The 16,355-nt window shown below is 50.0% G+C and carries 15 protein-coding genes; 4 read left to right on the forward strand and 11 right to left on the reverse strand.

Annotated features, from left to right (window positions below; translation table 11 throughout):
* A partial coding sequence (locus JDW22_RS04795) for a hypothetical protein (protein WP_200522033.1) occupies positions 1-711 on the forward strand: 711 nt, incomplete at its 5' end.
* A gap of 996 nt (positions 712-1,707) precedes the next feature.
* A complete protein-coding gene (locus JDW22_RS04800; protein ID WP_200522034.1) occupies positions 1,708-2,463 on the forward strand; it encodes a hypothetical protein in 756 nt (251 codons plus the stop codon).
* 270 nt (positions 2,464-2,733) lie between these two features.
* Here the strand turns inward: JDW22_RS04800 and JDW22_RS04805 are convergent, their stop codons facing one another.
* On the reverse strand, positions 2,734-2,991 hold the full coding sequence (locus tag JDW22_RS04805) for a hypothetical protein (protein WP_200522035.1): 258 nt from the start codon (positions 2,989-2,991) through the stop codon (positions 2,734-2,736).
* Between the two features lie 102 nt (positions 2,992-3,093).
* Positions 3,094-3,423: a hypothetical protein gene (locus JDW22_RS04810; protein ID WP_200522036.1), complete on the reverse strand. Its 330-nt coding sequence runs from the start codon at positions 3,421-3,423 to the stop codon at positions 3,094-3,096.
* 512 nt (positions 3,424-3,935) lie between these two features.
* On the opposite strand from JDW22_RS04810, the gene JDW22_RS04815 reads away from it, so the two are divergent.
* Both JDW22_RS04815 and JDW22_RS04820 read left to right on the forward strand, forming a co-directional pair.
* Positions 3,936-4,172 carry a FitA-like ribbon-helix-helix domain-containing protein gene (locus tag JDW22_RS04815; RefSeq protein ID WP_200522037.1) on the forward strand — a complete coding sequence of 79 codons (237 nt, stop codon included), beginning with the start codon at positions 3,936-3,938 and terminating at the stop codon, positions 4,170-4,172.
* Positions 4,172-4,594 carry a type II toxin-antitoxin system VapC family toxin gene (locus tag JDW22_RS04820; RefSeq protein WP_200522038.1) on the forward strand — a complete coding sequence of 141 codons (423 nt, stop codon included), beginning with the start codon at positions 4,172-4,174 and terminating at the stop codon, positions 4,592-4,594. The genes JDW22_RS04815 and JDW22_RS04820 overlap by 1 nt, the downstream gene beginning before the upstream one ends.
* Positions 4,595-4,708: 114 nt before the next feature.
* Here JDW22_RS04820 and rdgC read toward each other — a convergent pair whose 3' ends face one another.
* From rdgC to JDW22_RS04865, 9 genes are all read right to left on the reverse strand, one after another.
* Positions 4,709-5,608 (reverse strand): recombination-associated protein RdgC, encoded by a 900-nt coding sequence (rdgC, locus tag JDW22_RS04825; protein ID WP_200522039.1) that lies wholly within the window; start codon positions 5,606-5,608, stop codon positions 4,709-4,711.
* Between the two features lie 17 nt (positions 5,609-5,625).
* A complete protein-coding gene (locus JDW22_RS04830; RefSeq protein ID WP_200522040.1) occupies positions 5,626-6,762 on the reverse strand; it encodes a relaxase/mobilization nuclease domain-containing protein in 1,137 nt (378 codons plus the stop codon).
* A 78-nt stretch (positions 6,763-6,840) separates the two neighbouring features.
* Entirely contained in the window at positions 6,841-7,371 is a 531-nt protein-coding gene (gene mobC, locus JDW22_RS04835; RefSeq protein ID WP_235964903.1) for a plasmid mobilization relaxosome protein MobC, read from the reverse strand.
* 64 nt (positions 7,372-7,435) lie between these two features.
* Positions 7,436-11,896 (reverse strand): MuF-C-terminal domain-containing protein, encoded by a 4,461-nt coding sequence (locus tag JDW22_RS04840; protein WP_200522041.1) that lies wholly within the window; start codon positions 11,894-11,896, stop codon positions 7,436-7,438.
* Positions 11,897-11,985: 89 nt separating this feature from the next.
* Complete coding sequence (locus tag JDW22_RS04845; RefSeq protein ID WP_200522042.1) at positions 11,986-14,043, reverse strand: type IV secretory system conjugative DNA transfer family protein; 2,058 nt, start codon at positions 14,041-14,043, stop codon at positions 11,986-11,988.
* A 104-nt stretch (positions 14,044-14,147) separates the two neighbouring features.
* The gene (locus JDW22_RS04850) at positions 14,148-14,588 is read right to left on the reverse strand and encodes a single-stranded DNA-binding protein (protein ID WP_200522043.1); all 441 of its coding nucleotides are present in this window, start codon (positions 14,586-14,588) and stop codon (positions 14,148-14,150) included.
* Positions 14,589-14,677: 89 nt separating this feature from the next.
* A complete protein-coding gene (locus JDW22_RS04855; protein ID WP_200522044.1) occupies positions 14,678-15,250 on the reverse strand; it encodes an HNH endonuclease in 573 nt (190 codons plus the stop codon).
* Positions 15,251-15,333: 83 nt separating this feature from the next.
* Positions 15,334-15,876, reverse strand: a complete 543-nt coding sequence (locus JDW22_RS04860; RefSeq protein WP_200522045.1) for a thermonuclease family protein — start codon at positions 15,874-15,876, stop codon at positions 15,334-15,336.
* 164 nt (positions 15,877-16,040) lie between these two features.
* Positions 16,041-16,343 carry a hypothetical protein gene (locus JDW22_RS04865; RefSeq protein ID WP_200522047.1) on the reverse strand — a complete coding sequence of 101 codons (303 nt, stop codon included), beginning with the start codon at positions 16,341-16,343 and terminating at the stop codon, positions 16,041-16,043.
* Between the last annotated feature and the right edge of the window lie 12 nt (positions 16,344-16,355).

Raw genomic sequence — 16,355 nt, forward strand, 5'->3', positions numbered from 1 at the left:
GATTTGCTCTCGTTGTTGCACCGGTGGACGGATTGGGCGAGCGGGCAGCCTGAAAGCGAACAAGTTGAGCGTGATGGTTGGATACGCCTTACCGCCAAGGATTTAGCGGCGAACTTAGGCTTTTCTCGCCGCAATTACGAACAAGCGCGCGCCGATTTGAAAGAAATGGGCATTGCGGAATGCCACCGCGAGCGCAAGGTGCATGGCAAACTGGCGTGGAAACTCAATATTTTCAGGCTGGCTGAATTGATTGCCAAAATGAAAGGGCGCAAGCTGGTTGTGCCGTCTGAGCGCAAGGACAATTATCCCCTGCCCGATTTTATCCCCGCCGATTTGTGGGATGAGTATCACGCGGTGTTGTTCAAGAAAAAAGGCAAGTCATGCAGCCGCAAGGAGAAACAAGCCTTTGTTGCCAAGCTCACCGAGTTTCACCAGCGCGGTTTGGATATTGTGCTGATTATGAAAAAATCCATTGACCACGGCTGGTTTGGTTTCTTTGACCCCACCGATAGCAGCCCGCATCACAAAATGGGCGATGATGGCAGCGCAGCCGCCAAAGCCGCTCTTGCCAAACATAATGCGCGCCAAGCAGCCAAACCGCCCGACAAGCCCGATAAACAGCCTGAAATCCGCAGCACGGAGGAAAAAGCCAAAGGCAAGACCCATGCGCAGCGGTTGATGGAAATCGCCAAAGGCAAAAAATCTTGGTAAAACGGTAGGATAATCGCCCTGCCGCTTTTGCCGTGTTTGAAATCTTGCCCTTACCTCACCTTTAACCCGTTTTCGTTGTTTTAACGCACGAAAACGGGCTTTTTTTCACCCGCTCGCCTGTAAAGCAGCCTGAAAAATTGCTTTCGCCATGAAAAAAGGGTAGCACGGCATTTATTTTGCCCGATTAAATGGCTTTCAGGCTGCCTTAATGCCGTCGTTTTGCCATCAGGCAGCCTGAAATATCGAGCGCACAAGGTTAAAATGGCTCAAAATAATATTGATAAAACATCACTTTGCTCATTTTGAACAAAGAACATTGCGCATCAAAGACAAAGTACATTGCACAAAAAAGCCTAACACTCTAATGAAACAGAGAACACAGGCAGAAAAGACTTTACAGATATTCTAGGCAGCGCGCGGCTGCCCTTTCGGGTGTGGGAGGATTTTCTTTTTTGGTTGTAAGGCAACACGAAGGCAGCCTGAAAAGTGGATATGGCTTTCAGGCTGCGCCATCCTTTGCTACAATCCAATCAGTTTTTACAACCCAGTTTTGGAAGCTGGCAAACATTGTTACCCTGCCTATGGCAGGCAGGAGCAAGGAGGCGAAAGCCTGACGGTTTCACAATGTACCGTTTTCCAACCTTGCCCCAAAGCCTGCCCCTATGCGTGGAAACATAGTGGGCATTTCTTTTAAACATTGTGAAAGGCATTCGCCATGAATCTCATCTCTTTGGGCTCATCTTGCCCACATCATTCGCGCGGCTCTATCGCGCATCTTGTTACGAAACCCTGTTACGAAACTGAAAAATCTGTTACGAAACCTGTTACAAAACCCATTTTGCGCGTTACGAAACCGCGTGATGAAACCACAAAATTCGTTACAAAACCCGTTACGAAACCCCTGTTTTTTCGCCCCACCCTATCCAGCGTGTTACGAAACCGTTACGCAACCCCACAAAATCCCATATTTCATCACAGCAGAGTGGAGGGCATAGCATGAACACCATGGACTTACTACCCGCCATCATCGCATTAAGCAGTATGGGCGGATTGCTGTATTTCGGCATCCGTAATGTGCAAAAAGACCAATCGCGCCAAGAAGCGCGATACTGGCAACAGGAATGTATGGAACTGGAATACGAGAATGAGTTTTTGCGCGAACTGGGCAATCGGCTCGTGCCGCGTCTAGTCAGCAGATTAGGCGCGCCGTTTCAGGATTACCTGATTGAGCGCGAAATGATGGCGCAGTTGCCCGCAGCCGAACCGAACGAGCCAAACGAGCCGCATCCGCCGATGCAGATATTCTTTGGCGGCACGGGCAGGGGAATAGATATTACCGCCAACAATTTTGCGGCAGATGCTTACGATGATGAAGCGGATAAATACGAAGCGAGCGATGATGCAGATGCCGCACACCGTGAACAAACACCCATACGTCCATACTCGCGCGCACAACGCCACAGACGCACTACTCGCCCTTTCCCCAGTTCGCCCCCTGCTTTTACCTATGATGCCCGTTGGCAATCGCCCATACGCTCCAATCGGCTTATTCCCCCAACCTTATTTAGGCAGCCTGAAAACGATGATGTGATTGAGGCGGAATACACCGAAGTTTTGCCGAGCTTGCCAAACCGTAGCCAAAGGCAGCCTGAAACGCCCAAACCGCCCGCCGCACGCAAAGGTGGCAGACCCAAGAAATACGCCAGCGCGGCGGAACGCCAAGCAGCATACCGCGCGAGAATGGCAGCCTGAAATCTCAAACAGTACAGACGCAAAAAAGCCCAAACACCGCAGCTCTACTCTGCCGTGTTTGGGCTTTTTTGTGGGGGATGGCGTGGTGAAACTGGGAAATTCTGTTACGAAACGCCTGTTTGGCGCGTGATGAAACCCTGTTACGAAACTTATGAAATTTGTTGTAAAACAATTTATTGGAGTTTCATAACGGGGTTTTGCAACGTTACGATTGCTTAAATTTTGTGCAACTATTTTTTTGAAATGGAAATAGGCGGTTAGCCGGATGCGTCAAAATTTATCCACAAATTTTGTGGGTGATTTTGTCCATTCAATTGTTATTTTTGGAGAGATGAACATAATTCTTGAACGTGGCACTAGCACTAATGGCACAATTAACATTGGTGGTTGAGTAGGCTCGCGTTGTATAGGTTGAGTTTCTTTATGCTGCTTAATAAAACGGTTAAGTGTGGTAATTGAAACCTTTATACCTTTCTTTTCAAAAAGAAAACGTTGCACATCTTTATTGCTATACCCATGTCGTTTCAATACCCAAATATCTTCCTTATGGGCATTAAGCCTGAACGTACCTTTGGGTTCATTTTCTAAAATGAATTTTTCTAAATCATTAATTTATAATAACTTTCACAGTCAAATCAGTTCATTTACATCAATGTCTTCTTGCCAATTGAATTGAGCAGGAGTGGAGAGGCGTTCAGGCTGCTCAGTTTCAGGTTTTGGCGCGGTAGATTTTATTGTGTTTTGCGCGGGCTTTTCCTTTTTGTCGCGAGCAAGAAAGCGGCTTAATGTTCGCTTGCCTACAACTAACCCTTTCTTTTCAGACAAAAAAAGTAACACATCATCATCGCTAAAACCACGCTCTTTCAAATAAAAAATAGCATCCGCGTATCTATCTAGTTTGGGCGATTTGCCTTTCGGTGTATGCGTTGCTATGAAATCATGCACATCAATATCATCCATAAAATTATTCCTTTCTATAATTGCCAATTATAGACAATAATTACAGCTTATTGCAACAAAATTGCCATTTGTTTGCCATGGAATTGCAAGTAAATAAGCTGTAAATAGCCAAATAATAGCCAATATAAATACCATTAAGGTCAATTATTTATTAAATAAACACATAAAAGCATATTTTAGCCATTTATCCTTTATTATAATTGCCAATATTAAGGATATTTTCGCCTAAAAATTGCCATAAAAGTGCCATAAAACGTCATTTTCATAAAATTGACCCCAACTTTCCGCTTTCCGTGTTCCTTCCCTTTCAAAATTCCCAATCTCTCCCAAGTAAAACGTATTTTTATACTAGACGCAGGATAGGCAACGTGTGCCAAAAACACCGCTATTTACATAGCGGTGATTCTGCCTCTCTCGGCAGAAACGCTGCGCTGGGCTGGGAAGTTTGCTATCTCCTTGTTAAAGTGATAGCATCGTAATTCAGTTATTTTTTGAAAGAAAGGAGCACAATCATGGCTTCAATTAGTGTGAGAAATCTATCCGATGAAACCTATCGGGCATTGAAACTTCGTGCTGCAATGGCAGGGCGGAGTACAGAAGCGGAAATCCGTTTGATTTTGAATCAGGCAATACAGCCGAAGCAGACCGTTAAACTCGGCTCGCTATTGACGCAAATTGGGCAAGAAATTGGGGGCGTGGATTTTGGCAATCTGCGTGAGACCAATACGGATACTGAGGTATTGTTCTGATGATTTTGCTGGATACCAATGTGGTTTCTGAACCTTTGCGCCCGCAGCCTGATAATCGCGTGGCAAACTGGCTGGACAAACAGCTTGTGGAAACCTTGTATTTGTCGGCAATTACGGTGGCAGAGCTGAGGCTAGGCGTGGCACAGTTACCCAATGGACGCAAAAAAGAAAGGCTGCATCAGCAGTTGGAGCAGGTGGTGTTACCGTTGTTTGCAAAACGGATTTTGCCGTTTGATGATGCCACGGCTGGCTGTTATGCAACCATTCGTGCGGATGCGCGTGCAAAAGGCAAGGCGATTGCGGCAGCAGACGGCTATATTGCGGCAACGGCGCGGCAACATGGCTTTATCGTGGCAACCCGTGATGCTGCGCCATTTTTGGCGGCTGATTTGAAGGTGATTAACCCTTGGGATGCGGACTGATACCGCATTGCACAAACGCCAAACGCAAAAAAGCAGCCTGAAAACCCCAAAGCTAGGGTTTTCAGGCTGCTTTTGCATGGTGGAACGGTGTTTAAAATGGGAGGTGTGTCTTGTTCATGTGGACTCTTTAACCCAACCACCTGCCAAATTTGCCAAATCGTTGAGCAATTCAGGCAGTTTTTGCGATTGGATAAGCTGTTGGGTATAGAACAGACTTTCTGAGCCATCGTTTTGCTGTTGTGCTTGTTGCAGCAGTTCGTCGGCAAAGCGGATGCGGCGCAGGGTGAAATCAGGATTGAGTGTGAAATGGATGTGTTCGCGCCAAATTAAGCCAAGCTGGATTACGGTTTTGCCATGTTGCACCAGTTGGGTAATGTCTTGGTCGGCAAGATTGTGTTTGCTGGCTTTGATGGTTGCGCCGTGTTGTTCGTCTTTGAGCGTGCCGTTATCGTCCAGCCCAAAGGGGAAATGGGCTTCGCCTTGGCTTATCCATTGAGTCATCAGGGTGGTAAGTGGAGTGGTGGTTGCGGGCTTTTGTGCGATTAAACCGCCGAGTGCTTGGCTCAGCTTACTGAGCAGAATCTCGGCGGTTTTACTGGGGGCGTTAATCAGCAGCAGTTGATGGGCATAATCCAGTTGGGCGTGGATTTGGCTGGGTTTGGCAAGTGCTTGCGGCAATAGGCTGTCTATGATGCTTTCGCGGATGCTTTGGCGTTCCCGCTTGCCAATACTGCGTTGTTCTGTGGCTTCTATTTGTCGGACATGGGCATTGAGTTTGGCGGTAATCAGGGCAGGAGGCAGAATTTTTTGTTCGCGTTGCAAACAAATAGCTAGGCTGTTGCCTGCCAGTTGAGTGAAATGGTCGCCGTCGGTGTGGATGGGCGTAAAACCTTCACTGAAACCGTCTAATCCCAAACAGGGGGCAAAGCAGGCTTTTTTGAGCAGGATGATGATGTCTTTGGGGTGTGGGAATGGGGTTTTTATGCGGTAAAAGGTGAGATTTTTGTAAAACATGGTTTGCCTTTGGGGATTTAACGCCGTCTGCGCGATGTTGTGGGAGCTTCAATCGTTTGTTGCCCGGCTTCGGGTTTGTTATGAGGATGCGTGTCTTGTTGCGTGCCAACCATGTTGGGTTGGTTTTCAAGCTGCTTCCTCTCTTGCTGCTGCGCCTTTTGCTGCATTTGTTGGCGGATTTGCCGGTATTGCTGTTGCGCTTGGGTTTCGTGAGGCTGGGCATCAAGCTGTTTTTTGAGTTGGCTCATCAAGCGTGCTTCGGTTTTGTAGCCTTGCTGATACAAGACTTTGGCAATTTGGGCGTATTCTTGGCTGATGCGTTGGCGCGTTTTTTCGGCTTGGGATTGGAATGGGTTGTGTGGTTCACGTCCATTTTGTAGGGCATCAGCTAACTCAATTTGCCAACGTTTCACCGTTTCAGGCAGCACACCGCGTTGGCGGATGGCGCGGATTTCGCTTTTCTCCGCTTTTTGCGTTTTGCCGCGATGTTGGCGGCGGGTAGCAGCGCATTGCACGCCTTCGTCGCGCAGTTTCTCGGCAAAATGGACACGCCATTCAAATAAATCGTTTTTGCGCGGATTTAATCGTTCGCCGTATTCATTTTGTATCAACACGCATAAATGGACGTGCGGATGCGGTGGTTCGCCTGCGCGGTCGGATTCGTGGTGCAAAGCAAAGGCGTATTGGTGCTCATTAAAGCGTTCTTCGGCAAAAGCTCGCGCAGCGTTGAGTACGGCTTCGGGTGGCGTGCCTGCGGGCATGGATAACACAATATTGATGGCTTCGCGGTGGCGGCTTTCTTCGGGAATGCCGAGTTTTTTCCAGTCGTTAAGTAGGCTACTGATACGTTCTTTGTTGTCCAGTTTTTCGCCCGAATGGGTTTCTATGGGGATTTCGCCGTTGCGGGAGATGTAGTCCAAATGATTGCGGATACCGTGCAAACCTTTGGAGTTTTGACTATGGCGGCGGGGGATTTTAACCATTACTTCGGGGTGCTTTTTGGCGGCTGCGGCAAGGTTACGCAAGCCAAAGCCTGCTTTGATGCCTTTGCGCTTGGTGGGCAATTTAACACTGGGTGGAGTGCTTTTTTTGGCATAGACGGCGCGCGTGGTGAAGCCGAGAAACCAGTTATCTATATCGCGGTGTAGGGTCATGGGGCTGCCTTTGGTGAAGATGAAAAAAGGCAGCCTGAAACGTTGGGAGACGTTTTCAGGCTGCCTGAAAGGTTGGTATTACTTCTGCACTTGTTTTCGGTGGGTGAGTAAAACTTGTCCCACTTTTTCGGTGTGCTGTTCAATAAATTGTTTCAGTTCCGCAATGTGTTGGGCGGTGAGTGAGGTGCTTTCGCCGGCGTTTAAATGGCGGGCGATTTGGTTGATGTTGCGCCCAATCATAAGAAGCTGGTTGTTGGATTGGTAAAGCGCGGTGGCTTCGTGGTGGCTGAACGTGGGGTGTTGATGGATGTATTGTTGGATGATTTCGCGTGCGGCATCGTTGATGCTGCTGTGATTGTGCTGCGCCATTTGGGCGAGATACTGCTTATCGCTTTCAGGCAGCCTTAATGTGATGCGGGGTTTGGTTTTGTCGGTGTTGGGTATGAGTGCGGGTTTGGGTTTAGCCAATTCGGCTTGCAGCAGTTTCTTGGCAAGCAGGGAAACGCTGGCTTTGCCATAGCGTTGTAGGGCGATTTGGCGCAGCGTGGTCAATTCGCTGTCGCTTAATCCGTACACATCTATTTTTTTGCTCATGGTGAGGTCTCGCAAAAAAGGCAGCCTGAAAGGGCGAGAAGCGTTTGGGCTTCGCGGAAACTTTCAGGCTGCCTTGGGGCTACATTTTTCTACCCTGTTTTTGTTCTACCGATGGCTCTGCCGATTGCGCAAGATTTAGGTTTGCCTTGTGGGCTTGCTCAAATGTGCGCAGTTGCTCAGGCAGTGCATCCACGATAACAGCGGGCAAATCGATGTTTTTACCGTGCATCATTTTAGCGGTGTTCTCATAGTATTGCAGTAAATGCAAATCATGGAACTGCTGCTGGTTGCTTTCTTTGAACTGTTGCAGCATGGGCTCGGTAAAGGTTTCCCTATACCAATTTACCCTTGCTTTGGCGTTTTCGCTGAGTTTGCTGTATTTCTCTTGAAACACGGCACGGGCGGTTTCCAGCTTGGGGTTGAACGCAGCAGATTGCTTTTGCGCCACATTTTGCGTTGCATGAATATCGTGAACCGTCTCTACCGCTTTGCCTACCACTTGCGCGGCTTGTTCCATTTCATCAGGCGTTTCGGCAAGGTTTTGCACACGGTCGGCTTCGGAGTAGATAACCCGAGCGGCATCGTCATCAAATAGGCTACCTGCGTCTTGGTCGTTGTGGGATAAAGTTTCAGGCTGCCTATTTTCAGGTTGCTGTGTGGCTTGGGGTGGCACGGGTTCATTTTTTGCTTGCGTCCTATTTGGATTGTGCTGGTCGGATGGTGTGGGCGGCACCTCTTGCATCTTGTCCAACTCGGGCTGATGCTGCGTTTCAATGCTGTTGCGCAGATTGTTACCCAGCATTTGGTCGCGTTTGGCAAGGTCAAACTTGTTGGGTTTGTAGCCCGTGCTGGCAATACCGCGTCGCTCGGCTTCTAACCACATGGCTTGACGAAAGTCTTTGCTGCCTGAAATTTTGATACTGCCCCAGTTTTTGGCTTGGGCAACGTCCAACATATCGCTGATAACTTGAGCATCGTTTTTAGCGGTTTTAAGTTTGCTGCCGTCGTCTTTAAAAATAACGGTTTTGCGATTATTCCAATCCAAATACTTGCCCTCCACGCGCACATAGCGGTCGTTTAAGCCCGATGGCATGGTGTAGCCCAAATCCAAAATGGGCTGGGGTTTTGTGGGGGTGGATTGGGCTGGTGAGGGCGCAGGCTCGTTATCCTTTTTCGGCGCGTGGTGAGTGGTAGGGCTTTCAGGCTGCCGTGTTTCGGGCGTGGGCGGATTTTCAGGCTGCCTTAAAGATTGCTGCGCCGCTTCAATCCGCTCTTTCTCCTTGGCGCGGCGCAGGTTTTCTTGCACTTCGGCGGCGGAAATGGTTTCAAGCTGGGGTTGGGATTCGGCGGGTTGCGTTGGGCTTTGCGCCTGCTCTTGCGTGATGCCGCCGAACTCAATGCTGTTTTCTACTGCTTGGGCTTCGGATGGGTTCATATTGGTTTCCTGTTGATTTGAATTTTGCAGCGGCTCGCCTTGTATGTTTTCAGGCTGCTCAACGGTTTGCGTTTCTGATGGTTCAGAAACAGCAACAGCCACGTTATCGGCGGCTGTGGGTTGGGGTGGTTCGGGTGGGTGTTCAAGCTGCGCCGTATAGCCATTTTTCCCTTGGCGCACTAATGTCAATTTCTCTTGCCCACCTCCCATAGTGGCTGTGCGTACTTGAATCCAGTTATCAAGCTGTTGGCGTGTTGCACTTTCTATTTCTCCGCCCACGCCAGCAATAGCGACTTGACCATTAAATGAACCATCTTCATTGTGTGTAATCTTCACATAATCGCGTTGGCGCGATTTGCCTACTAGAAATACATCTACATTATCAGGTTGGTTATCCCACCAGCCTGATTTCAAGGATTGACTCTCGCTTCCAAAGGGTTCAGAAACAGCAACAGCCGCGTTATCGGCGGCTGTGGGTTGGGCTGTTTCAGGCTGCTTTTGCGGCTGCACGGCGGTTGATTCTTGATGTTGGCTGCGTTCTGCTGCTTGGCGCATTTGGAAGGTCATTTCGCGCATCAGAGTGGATAGATTGTCTAAATGGATAGGTTTGCCGCCCAGTATGTTTTCAGACACTGCAACATAACCACCGCCTTTGTCTGCTTCAATTTTGTCCACCATCAATTCCCCTCCGTAGTCTGCCAAATGGATGCGGGCGATTTCTCGTCCGTTGGGCAGGACTTGGTATTCAAAGGAAAAATCGGCAGGGAGGTTAAGGGCGGATAGTTCGTCGGCAAAGGTGGGAGACGCAGCATTTTCAGGCTGCCCACTTTGGCTTTGCGGAAACTCACCATGTTCATTTTCAGGCTGCTGTGGCATTTCTGCCGCACGTTCAGCCAAAATCTTGTTTACTGCGCCGCGCACATAAATACCTTGTTCTGCCATTTCGCTCATCATGGCTTCGCGCTCGGCGGCATCGGCGATTTGGGCAACGTTTTGGGCGTGGCGTTGGATGTCTTCGGGGGTGGGGGATTGTGCCATTTGGGCTTCCTTTTTAGGTTGGGTTAAATTTTGACTTGGCAATGGATTTTCAGGCTGCCTATGGGCATTTTGCCATTGCGCCAAATCGCTTTCTGTTTTAATATGGCGGTAAGAAAGTTCAGTCTCAGACGTAATATCCCAATGCAATTGAAGCGGATGGGTAGTCAAAAATTCCTGAACTTTCTTTTTGTTTGCATATAGCAAATCATCTTGAAACGCGCGTTCCAGCTGCGTATCGCTTCTGCCATACACGCTCACCACATCAATCAAATCTGCCCCGTGTTTGCCTTTGCCTTTACTCAAATGCACTGCCGCAATGACGGGTTTTTCTTTATCGTTTTCACGTTCATGCAACCGGGTTAAAACCACAAGTGAATTGCTTTGGGTGGCGGATTTGAATACCGCTATCGGGTCGTTCATTTCGCCGGGCAACAGCTTTAAGTCATCGGGATTTACCGCATGGCGGTTTTTGTCGTAGGCGTTTTGGCGGTTGAGGTAATCGGCGACGGCTTTTTCAATCGTGCCTCCTGCAATGCGGACTTTGCCTTGCGGCACACCCAGTATTTGCAATACATCAGGCGTTGTGCCCAGCTGGATGTAGCCTGCGGGGACTTTGCCCGTCACCACGTTATCTACTGCTTGCGTGAAGGGGGTGTTCTCGCTCGTTGGTGATGGCTTTGCCGTTTCAGGCTGCGGTTGCGGGGCTGCCTTGCGTTCCTCAAGAATACCGTTCACCGCGCCGCGAATATCTACCCCGCGCTGCGCCAACTCGGCAATCAGCGCATTGCGGTACTTTTCGTTGCGCTCACCGCCAAATTTTTCCAGCACATATTCCGCGCGAAAGCGTAATCCCGCTTCGTCCGGCGGCAGAGTTTCGGGGCTTTCCTGCGGGCTTTCGGGGGCTTTGTTTTGTATGTGCGCGATTTGACGGGCAATTTCAGGCTGCATGGCGGCGACCTGGGCAGTGCGCTCTGCCGACAAGGGTGTGCCGAGTGCCTCTTTGACAGCATCCATGCCGTGAATTTCCGCCAAGTCGTTAAAGTCGCTGGGGAACTGTTCTTTGCCGTCTGCGTCCAATTGTCCGTGCCGTTGTTGCCATACGGTGATGTCGCGGGCATCAAATTCGGGCAGCCTGATTTGGGCGCGCCCGCCCAAGATGGCAGCGGCTTCGGCGGCTTTGGTTAAACCTTTTTGGCTCGCGCGGTCGTTGTCGGCGGCAAGGTAAATAGGGGTGTCGGCGGGCAGATTGCCGCGCCCGATGATGCGGGCGGCAACGACGGGCAGATTGCCCGCGTCAAAAGCAATCACCACGGGCTTGCCCGTTGCCAAGTGGACGCTGGCGGCGGTGGCGTAACCTTCGGCGAGGTAAAAACCTTGTGCCATATCGGCGTGCGTGCCATTGAGGATGGCGTAGCCGCCGCTTTTTTGTCCGCCTGCCAAAAAGCGTTTTTGTCCGCTTTCTTCAATCTGTTGCAGATTGACCAGCTCGGTGTTGCCTGTTTGCCCGTTGCGCGAGTAAATCGGGATGACCAGTTTGTTCTGCCCTTTGTAACGATTGATGCGGATGCCTGCCACGGCGGTTACTTCTTGGATGCCTTTGCTTTGCAGATAGGGATGCGCCAAATCGGCAGCGGTGAGGGCTTTGGCATTGCGCCAAATGGCATGCGCCAGTCGGGCGGCGGATTGATGGCGCACATGGTTATACGCCGCCCAAATTTCGTCTTGCGTGGCGCGTTCCCGGGCGATTAGGGCGCGCTGCTCCGGGTTGGGGGCGACGTAGGGCTTTTCGGGGCGGTAACCGTTGTCGCGAGCTTGCTTAAACAACGTGGCAACGGTGATGCCGCCTGCTTTAGACTTGGCGGATTTCCAAGTGGCTTCGGCAACACTAGCCTTGTAGTTGTCGCCTTGTCTTGACCAGTCGTGCCATAAGTCTTTGCCGTTTTCGCCGAGTGCGTCTTTGATGGCGTATGCCATCGGATACCAGTCGGCATAACTGGACGGGGTGGGGATGTAGGATAAGGCGGTGCGCACTTCGTCATAAGTGGGTGGGGCGTAGTCGGTAGGCATGGGAGGCTCCTTTGTCGGATGGGAATGGGGAAAAAGGCAGCCTGAAACGTTGTGATGCGTTTCAGGCTGCCTTTTGTTGGTTAATGTACCTAAACCACTTCGTTTGCCGCTAACCATGCTGCATGCAGTTTCTGCGGATTAAGCTGCCAAATATTGGCAATGTGTTGAACGCAGGCTTGAATGTATTGCGGTGGATTGTTGGGTTGGCAAGATTGTTTGAGCACAGCAATAGCCGCTTCTTGCTGATTCAACACATCATTTAGCAAAATCGTATGCAGCAGCTTATCGGGAACTTCGGCGGCTTGGCGATTAGCGTGATTGGGCTCATCCGTATTTTTTGATTTAGCTTGCAGAACGGGAACATAAGGGCGTGCGTAGCCCAGCCGTTTTTTGAAAACAGGGTCTTCGTGGTAGATGATTTTTTGTGCGTAAATGGCGCGGTTGCCGCCGAGGTTAATCACGCAGTCTTCAAACGGCATCAGGCGAAGCTCATCGGGATTCATAACGGCGCGACGTTGGTCGCTGGTGCTGGTGCTGTTACTGCTGCCTTTACCGCGAGAACGGGATTGTGATTTGGCTTTAAACGTTTCATAGCCAATCACTTTGCTGTATTCCTCACAATCATCCTGTTCGCGCGGGGTGTAGAAAATGCGGCAAGTGAAGTTGGTAAAAAACGTTTTCATGTTTTCTCTGCCATATACTGCCTCTACTTGGCTGGGCGCTTGGATGATAATCAGCAGCCGCAAGCCATAGCCTGCAATGTAGGATACGCCATGTTGCACAGCGGGAATATTGCCCAAGGCGGTAAATTCGTCCATCAGCAGCAGGCATTGGTATTGGAGACGAGGGTTGTTTTCAGGCAGCCCTTGTTGCACGTTTACGTCTATCAGTTGGCTAAAAAACAGGTTGAGCAGACGGCTGAATGTGGCAGCTTCGGTGGGAATCACGCCAATGTAAATGGTCATGCGCTCTTGGCGTACGCGGTCTAAGCGGAAATCATCATCGGAAGTTGCGGCTTCTACAATCGGGTCTAGGAAAATGCCCAATGGCGCAGTCATGGACGAGAGAATGTTTTGCGCGGTTTCCTTGTCTGAATTGATAAATTCACGCAGCAGGGTTTTGCATGGCTCAGACAAATCGGTTTGCGGTTTTTGCTCGCGCAATTTAATGGTTTTGGCTAACCATGCGGATAGGCTTGTGCCATCGGACGGTGTGGTTAATTTGAATAAATTGGTGATGGTGGTGCGTTGGCGGATGTCGCTTAAATCGCGGTGGAGGTCTTTTTCGGTCTCAATTAAATATAAACCTAGCCCCACAAACAATTTGCGCGCGCTTTCTATAAAGAACATGGATGAACCATCTGCGCCGCGTGTGGGCGTGGGGAACAGAATGGTTGCCATATTGGATAAGTCTTTGAAGGTAAACCGTGCATCGCGGCGGATGTAGGTCATGGGATTCCATTTGTGGGAAGCCAGCGGCGCATTGGGGTTTTGTTCGTGTTCGGGCATTTTGCCTGATGGATTAAAGAGAAAGACTTTTTGTTTCAATACGCGCTCGCGCCAGCCTGCGGTAATCAGGAAGTTTTCTAGTTTGGGGTCATAAACCACCATGCTGTGCCAATAGTGCAGGCAGTTGGGAATCACGATGCCCACGCCTTTGCCTGAACGGGTGGGCGCGGATAGATAAAGAAATTCACTGCCTTGCCAGCGCAGATATTGATTATTCCATTTGCCAATCAGTAAATCGGGCAGATTGTCTTTGCGGTTGTTGCTTTTTTTGCGGCGTTTTTTGCCCACGTCCAACAAGCCTGCTTGGCGGATTTCGGAAGCGTTGGCAAAGCGCGATGAACCATGCAACTCGCGGCGTGGTTTAACCAGTGTGCCAATTATCATAACCAACAAGGGCAGTATGCCAATCAATACGGCAAGCGCGGTGCTGATTTTGAGTGGCTTAATCAGATGCGCGGGCAGGTTGGCAACGTGCCAGTATTGGTAGAGCAGCGTGAACGATGGCGTGCTGCGCAGCCCCTTCCAATGGGTAAACATCCATGCGCCACAATACGCGCCCATAGCAGCAAACAAGGGGAGCGCGATAAGCAGAAAAATCAAAACAGGTAAAATACGGTTGGATGAGTTCTGTTGAGACATGGAGATTCCTAAAAAAAATCAGGCAGCCTGAAACGATGCACAAGGAATGCGCGGTTTCAGGCTGCCTGAATGCTGAGCCAGCCTAGGACGAGAGGTAGGGCGAGTTAGAGATATTGATGGTCGCTTTGGTCAATCGCCTCGGCGCTGTCGGGTGGGGTGTAGTTGTCATCATCAAACGGATTGCCCTCATCGGCTTGGGCATCGCGGTTTTTGGTTTTGATGATGTGCATCTCGTCGGCGTGGACTTCCCATACTTCACGCGCTAAACCTGTTTTGCTGTCGGTGTAACTGCGGGATTTGATTTTGCCCCACAGCAAAATGGTGTCGCCTTTTTTGAGCTTGTCGTGAACAATATTGGCAAGATGGTGGGTGAACAGCACGGCAAACCAATCGGTTCTTTCGCGCTGCTCATTTGTTTTTTTGTCTTTCCATTGCTCGCTGACGGCAAGACTGATTTTGGCAACGGGTGTGCCGTCAGGAAAATAACGCAGTTCGGGGTCTGCGCCGAGGTTGCCGAGAAGTTCAATTTTGTTTATGCCGCGCATGGGGGCGTCCTTTCGGGGAGTGGATGAAAATGGGGTGTAGGTAGTTGTATAGAGATGAAAAAAGACAGCCTGAAACGATGAATAGGGTTTCAGGCTGCCTCATGCTTTGCCAACAGCTTTTCGGTTTCTTTGCGCCAATACGCCGCAATCGCATCCAGCTCGCTGGCGGTGGGTTTGGTTTGCGGTTGGTTTTTCAGTTCAATCAGGGCGGTTATGGCAGCGCACCCCATTTTGCTTTCCAACCAACGGGCAGCTTCGGGCACATCTTTGCTGTACCAAAAGTTATGGCAATGGTGGCAAAGGGCAGCGGCGTTGTCGGGGTGAAAACGAATTGCCCAATGCCGACGGCTAAAATGATGGCTGCACTGCAAACCCGTGGATTGCGCATCGTAGCTTGTGCCGCAATGTTCGCATTGATACTGGGCACGGGCGCGAATGTAGTCGCTAAATGCGACATCGGCTGCGCTGCGGGTAAAGGTTTCAAAGCAGGTTTTACCTGTGTCTTTAAGGGCTTTGTCTAGGGCTTTGATGGTGGCGATGGCTTCGCTTAATGCGTCATAGAGTGCGGATTGGTTGCATTCTTTGGCGTTGCGTCGCCATGTTTGTAGACTGATGAGGGTGTTGGCGGTTTCGTCTCGGTCTTTAAGGGTGATGATGGTCATGGGGTGTCCTGTGATAAAAAGGCAGCCTGAAACGGTGGAATGGGTTTCAGGCTGCCTTGTAGTTTGAAGGGTGTGGAATGGCGTTATTTATTCATTCTGCGCCACTGGCTCGGCTCAATCGGATTCGCATCGCGCCATAAGCCCAACTTGGCTTTGCGGGCGGCTTTTTCCTCTGGCGCATAACGTGTACCGCCATAACGGCGATACGCCCATGCGTAACCATCTTTTACCATCTGTTGATTAATGTCCAAGCTGCCTAATCGGATGTCGGCAACGGTGCGCCCGTAGCGGTCGGTGTCGGTGATGTGGAGGGTAACGGTTTGGTTGTACACCAAATCGGACAGATGCTTTTTCGCCTGTTGCCCAAAAGCTTGTTGCTTTTCGGGCGCATCGATGGCGTGAAGGCGGACTTTGAGTTGCTGTTTGGCATCGGTGAGACAAGTGAGGGTATCGCCATCTGCAATGCCTACCACGCGGCAAGAAAGTGGGCGGATTACATTTTGTTCGCCAGCGGTTTTTGCCGCATCACCGGCGGATAGAAATTGGCTGACGGCGGAGGCAAAGGCTGCACCAGTAAGGGCAGTCAGGATGGCTAGGGCGTGTTTGTGTTTGAGTGAGTTGAGCATGGTAATGTTTCTTTTATGCGGGGGGTCGCTGGGCACGGGCGAGCCATGCCTGCCAAATCATTCCCCACGTATCTCCTTGATATTTCTCTTTGCACGGACTACTCCGTTTCAAAAAGTTTTCACGGTGTTCTTCTGGGATATTGATTGTTTCGCACAGCCACACCTCAAATGCTTGCCGTTCCAGTTCCAGTTGTCTGGGCGCCATGTTTTTCCCTTTCAATTTTTTTCACGTTGTAATCCTTGGCATCTACGACTCGATGCGCATCCACATATCTGATTTTCTCGCCGCATATAGAGACATGGCGGTCTCCATACACTTTGATTTTCAAACGGCGATTTGGCATCTCCTTGATGATGTCGCAATACATCAGGTAAAGGATTTTTGATTTGGAATTGAACGAGTGGGTACACATCAAGAGATGCCGTCCCTGCCATTTTTCAGGTTGGTTGCTGATGATTTCTCTCATTTTTTATCCCGT

The sequence above is a fragment of the Kingella bonacorsii genome (assembly GCF_016623605.1).
GTDB classification, from domain to species: Bacteria; Pseudomonadota; Gammaproteobacteria; order Burkholderiales; family Neisseriaceae; genus Kingella_B; species Kingella_B oralis.

Excerpts from the sequence above, each read along its gene's own strand:
- JDW22_RS04800 (WP_200522034.1), top strand. The coding sequence starts at position 1,708 with ATGAACACCATGGACTTACTACCCGCCATCATCGCATTAAGCAGTATG.
- JDW22_RS04810 (WP_200522036.1), bottom strand. The coding sequence starts at position 3,423 with ATGGATGATATTGATGTGCATGATTTCATAGCAACGCATACACCGAAA.
- JDW22_RS04815 (WP_200522037.1), top strand. The coding sequence starts at position 3,936 with ATGGCTTCAATTAGTGTGAGAAATCTATCCGATGAAACCTATCGGGCA.
- JDW22_RS04820 (WP_200522038.1), top strand. The coding sequence starts at position 4,172 with ATGATTTTGCTGGATACCAATGTGGTTTCTGAACCTTTGCGCCCGCAG.
- rdgC (WP_200522039.1), bottom strand. The coding sequence starts at position 5,608 with ATGTTTTACAAAAATCTCACCTTTTACCGCATAAAAACCCCATTCCCA.
- JDW22_RS04830 (WP_200522040.1), bottom strand. The coding sequence starts at position 6,762 with ATGACCCTACACCGCGATATAGATAACTGGTTTCTCGGCTTCACCACG.
- JDW22_RS04840 (WP_200522041.1), bottom strand. The coding sequence starts at position 11,896 with ATGCCTACCGACTACGCCCCACCCACTTATGACGAAGTGCGCACCGCC.
- JDW22_RS04845 (WP_200522042.1), bottom strand. The coding sequence starts at position 14,043 with ATGTCTCAACAGAACTCATCCAACCGTATTTTACCTGTTTTGATTTTT.
- JDW22_RS04850 (WP_200522043.1), bottom strand. The coding sequence starts at position 14,588 with ATGCGCGGCATAAACAAAATTGAACTTCTCGGCAACCTCGGCGCAGAC.
- JDW22_RS04855 (WP_200522044.1), bottom strand. The coding sequence starts at position 15,250 with ATGACCATCATCACCCTTAAAGACCGAGACGAAACCGCCAACACCCTC.
- JDW22_RS04860 (WP_200522045.1), bottom strand. The coding sequence starts at position 15,876 with ATGCTCAACTCACTCAAACACAAACACGCCCTAGCCATCCTGACTGCC.
- JDW22_RS04865 (WP_200522047.1), bottom strand. The coding sequence starts at position 16,343 with ATGAGAGAAATCATCAGCAACCAACCTGAAAAATGGCAGGGACGGCAT.